We start from the raw sequence: 3103 nt of genomic DNA, 5'->3' as shown, positions 1-3103 counted from the left end.
CCAGCCGCAAGGCTGGTGGTGGGTTAGCAGCGACAGCTGCGTTTTTCTCAAGGGGACCCGTGCACCGGGTCCCTTCCTTCGCCCATTGACAATTGACCATTGACCATTGACAGCAACAAGGACGATTGTATCTTTTGTAATTTTTACAGATACAATCGTCCTTGTTGCAAATTTGTGGTATAATGAATACAATTTACACCAAACGGAGGGATACAATGGAACTGGAAATGGAATTCATCCGGAAAATGCCTTCTCCCCAGGAACTGAAGGTGGAACATCCTGTGGAGCCGGCCATTTATGAGACCAAACGGCGCCGGGATGGGGAGATCCGGGACATCCTCACCGGGAAGGACAACCGTTTTTTGCTGATCATCGGTCCCTGTTCTGCGGACAATGAGGACGCTGTGGTGGACTACTGCCACCGGTTGGCAGAAGTCCAGGAACAGGTGAAGGATACCCTGTACATCATTCCCCGGGTCTACACCAACAAGCCCCGGACCATTGGGGTGGGGTACAAAGGCATGGCCCACCAGCCCGACCCGGAAGGGAAGGAGGACATGCTGGCCGGGATCATCGCCTGCCGGAACATGCACATCCGGGTGATCCGGGAAACCGGCTTCACCTGTGCTGAAGAGATCCTTTACCCGGAAAACCACCGGTACCTGTCCGACCTGATTTCCTATGCGGCCATCGGGGCCCGGTCCGTGGAAGACCAGCTCCACCGGATGATGGCCAGCGGGGTGGGGATCCCGGTGGGGATGAAGAACCCCACTTCCGGGGACATTTCCGTTATGCTCAACTCCATTGCCGCCGCCCAGCATGAGCAGCAGTTCCTGTTCCGGGGCTGGGAAGTCCGGACCAAAGGGAACCCGCTGGCCCATGCCATCCTTCGGGGGTATGTGGACAAGTTCGGCAAGAGCCTGCCCAACTACCATTATGAAGACCTGGTCCGGCTCCACGAGGAATACGGGAAACGGGATCTGGTGAACCCGGCGGTGGTCATCGACGCCAACCACGCCAATTCCGGGAAAAAGTACCTGGAACAGATCCGGATCTCCAACGACGTGCTCTACAGCCGCCATATGAACCCGGACCTGAAAAAGATGGTGAAGGGCCTGATGATCGAAAGCTACATCGAAGACGGCAGCCAGAAAATCGGCGAAGGGGTCTACGGAAAATCCATCACCGATCCCTGCCTGGGCTGGGCCAAAACCAAAGATCTGATTTTGGAACTGGCCGGCCGGGTGGATTATTGAGAAACAGGGAGGAAGTACCATGCTGAAACAGATTTCGCTTTTTGCAGCCAACCATAAAGGGGCTCTGGGGAAGATCACCAACGACCTGGCCCGGGAGAACATCAACATCTACACCATGCTGGCCACCGACAGCGCCGAATTTGGCATCATCCGGCTGATCGTGGACAATCCGGACAAGGCCCTGGAGGTGCTCCAGAAAGCCGGCTACCAGTGCCGGATCGACTATGTGCTGGCTGTGGACATGGGCAGCGACCAACCCGGGACCCTGGACAAGATCCTGACCCATCTGAAAGACGCCAACGTGTTCGTCCGGTACCTGTACATCTCCTTCGACCGGAAAACCTCCAGCCCTATTGTGGTGCTGAAAACCGACGAACCCGAAACTGAAACCTTCCTCCAGGGAAAAGGGTATACCCTGCTGGACCGGTTCTGAGGGAACAGGGCAGGGGTTGCTTTTCCGTCTTACGCAGAAGGAGACCATCTGCCGGAGGCAGATGCTTCTGAAGGGAAACGCAGCCAGGGGCTGCTAACAGGCCCGCCCGTCCCGGCCTCCGGTTTTTATCCGTTCCCAGGAAACCGCCCCGGTGGGTTCCCTCCTGCCGCTAGAGACTAGAGACTAGTGACTGTCAGCTCATGACCATCCGCCTCCGGCAGATGGTCTCCTTCTGCGTGAGACGGAAAAGCGTCCCTGCCCCTTTTCCCAATTTCCTCCGAAAAAATCCTCCCTGCCGTCTCTTATACAGTGTAAGGAGGCGATGACATGGAAGCAATCAAACGGCAGGAAGTTCTGGAACTGGCCCGCAGGGCCCGTGGGCACATCCGGAAAATTTACCTGCACTGGACGGCTGGAACCTATGACCAGCTGTTCCCGGACTATCACCTTCTGGTCCGGGGGGACGGGAGCCTGGTAACCAGTACCCGGGACTGGACCCGGATCCTCCCCCACACCTGGAACCGGAATACCGGTGCCCTGGGCATTGCCCTGTGCTGTGCCAAAGATGCCATGCTCTACGCAGACGGCACCTTCGACCTGGGGGATTATCCCCCCACTCCCCTGCAGGTGGAAAGCACTTCCATCCTGCTGGCCACCCTGTCAGATGTCTGGAAACTCCCTCTGGAGCCTGCCCAGATCATGACCCATGCAGAGGCTGCCGACCTGGACGGTTACGGGCCAAGCATGGCCGGGACGCCCGCTTTTGAACGGTGGGATCTGTGGAAGCTGAAAGACTATGACGGAGTATGGCGCAGCGGCGGGGCGGTGCTCCGGGGGAAGGGACTGTATTATCAGTGGGTGAAGCGGGTAAAAGGTGGGTTCATCGTTTGTCGTTCATCGTGAGTCGTTATGGAAGGAACCCGTACCCGGGTTCCTGTGAATGAGATGCTTCTGAAGGGAAACGCAGCCAGGGGCTGCTAACCCACCACCATTGCGCAAGCGCAACGGTCCCCCGCCCTTGTAAAGGGCGGATAGTGGGTACGCGGGCTTACGCCCTGGCACCCACATAAAGCAATGGACCGTTAGGCCGCATACCTATATACAGCAATGGGCGTCAGCCCGAGCGTATATCCGCCCTTTGCAAGGGCGGGGGACCGTTGCGCTTGCGCAATGGTGGTGGGTTAGCAGCCCCCAGGGGCTGCGTTTCCCTTCAGAAGCATCTGCCTCCGGCAGATGGTCTCCATCGGCTAGTGACCAGTGACTAGTGACTGGCCCGGCCCTGCCGGGCCCCGCCCCCTTACACCCTGTGATGCAACCTTATCCTGACAATCCAAAGGAGGAATGAAAATGGCAATCCAAAAGAACCTTACCGCAGTGACCCTGCAGCTGGAAATCAGCAACGGGGTGGACAAAA

At 57.7% G+C, this 3103-nt stretch carries 3 protein-coding genes; all 3 read left to right on the top strand.

The features are described from left to right. Window positions 1-215 precede the first annotated feature (215 nt). The 3 genes from QVO43_RS08530 (at window position 216) to QVO43_RS08520 (ending at window position 2592) form a co-directional block, all read left to right on the top strand. Window positions 216-1256: a 3-deoxy-7-phosphoheptulonate synthase gene (locus QVO43_RS08530; protein WP_022488106.1), complete on the top strand. Its 1041-nt coding sequence runs from the start codon at window positions 216-218 to the stop codon at window positions 1254-1256. A 19-nt stretch (window positions 1257-1275) separates the two neighbouring features. Continuing rightward, entirely contained in the window at window positions 1276-1689 is a 414-nt protein-coding gene (locus QVO43_RS08525; protein WP_022488105.1) for an amino acid-binding ACT domain protein, read from the top strand. 327 nt (window positions 1690-2016) lie between these two features. Beyond that, a complete protein-coding gene (locus tag QVO43_RS08520; protein ID WP_022488104.1) occupies window positions 2017-2592 on the top strand; it encodes a peptidoglycan recognition protein family protein in 576 nt (191 codons plus the stop codon). Window positions 2593-3103: the final 511 nt, after the last annotated feature.

Origin of the sequence: Acidaminococcus sp. CAG:542 (genome assembly GCF_000437815.1) — a bacterium.
In the GTDB taxonomy this organism is placed as follows: domain Bacteria; phylum Bacillota; class Negativicutes; order Acidaminococcales; family Acidaminococcaceae; genus Acidaminococcus.
This window is presented reverse-complemented; position numbering and strand designations above follow the sequence as displayed.

Excerpts from the sequence above, each read along its gene's own strand:
- QVO43_RS08530 (WP_022488106.1), top strand. The coding sequence starts at position 216 with ATGGAACTGGAAATGGAATTCATCCGGAAAATGCCTTCTCCCCAGGAA.
- QVO43_RS08525 (WP_022488105.1), top strand. The coding sequence starts at position 1,276 with ATGCTGAAACAGATTTCGCTTTTTGCAGCCAACCATAAAGGGGCTCTG.
- QVO43_RS08520 (WP_022488104.1), top strand. The coding sequence starts at position 2,017 with ATGGAAGCAATCAAACGGCAGGAAGTTCTGGAACTGGCCCGCAGGGCC.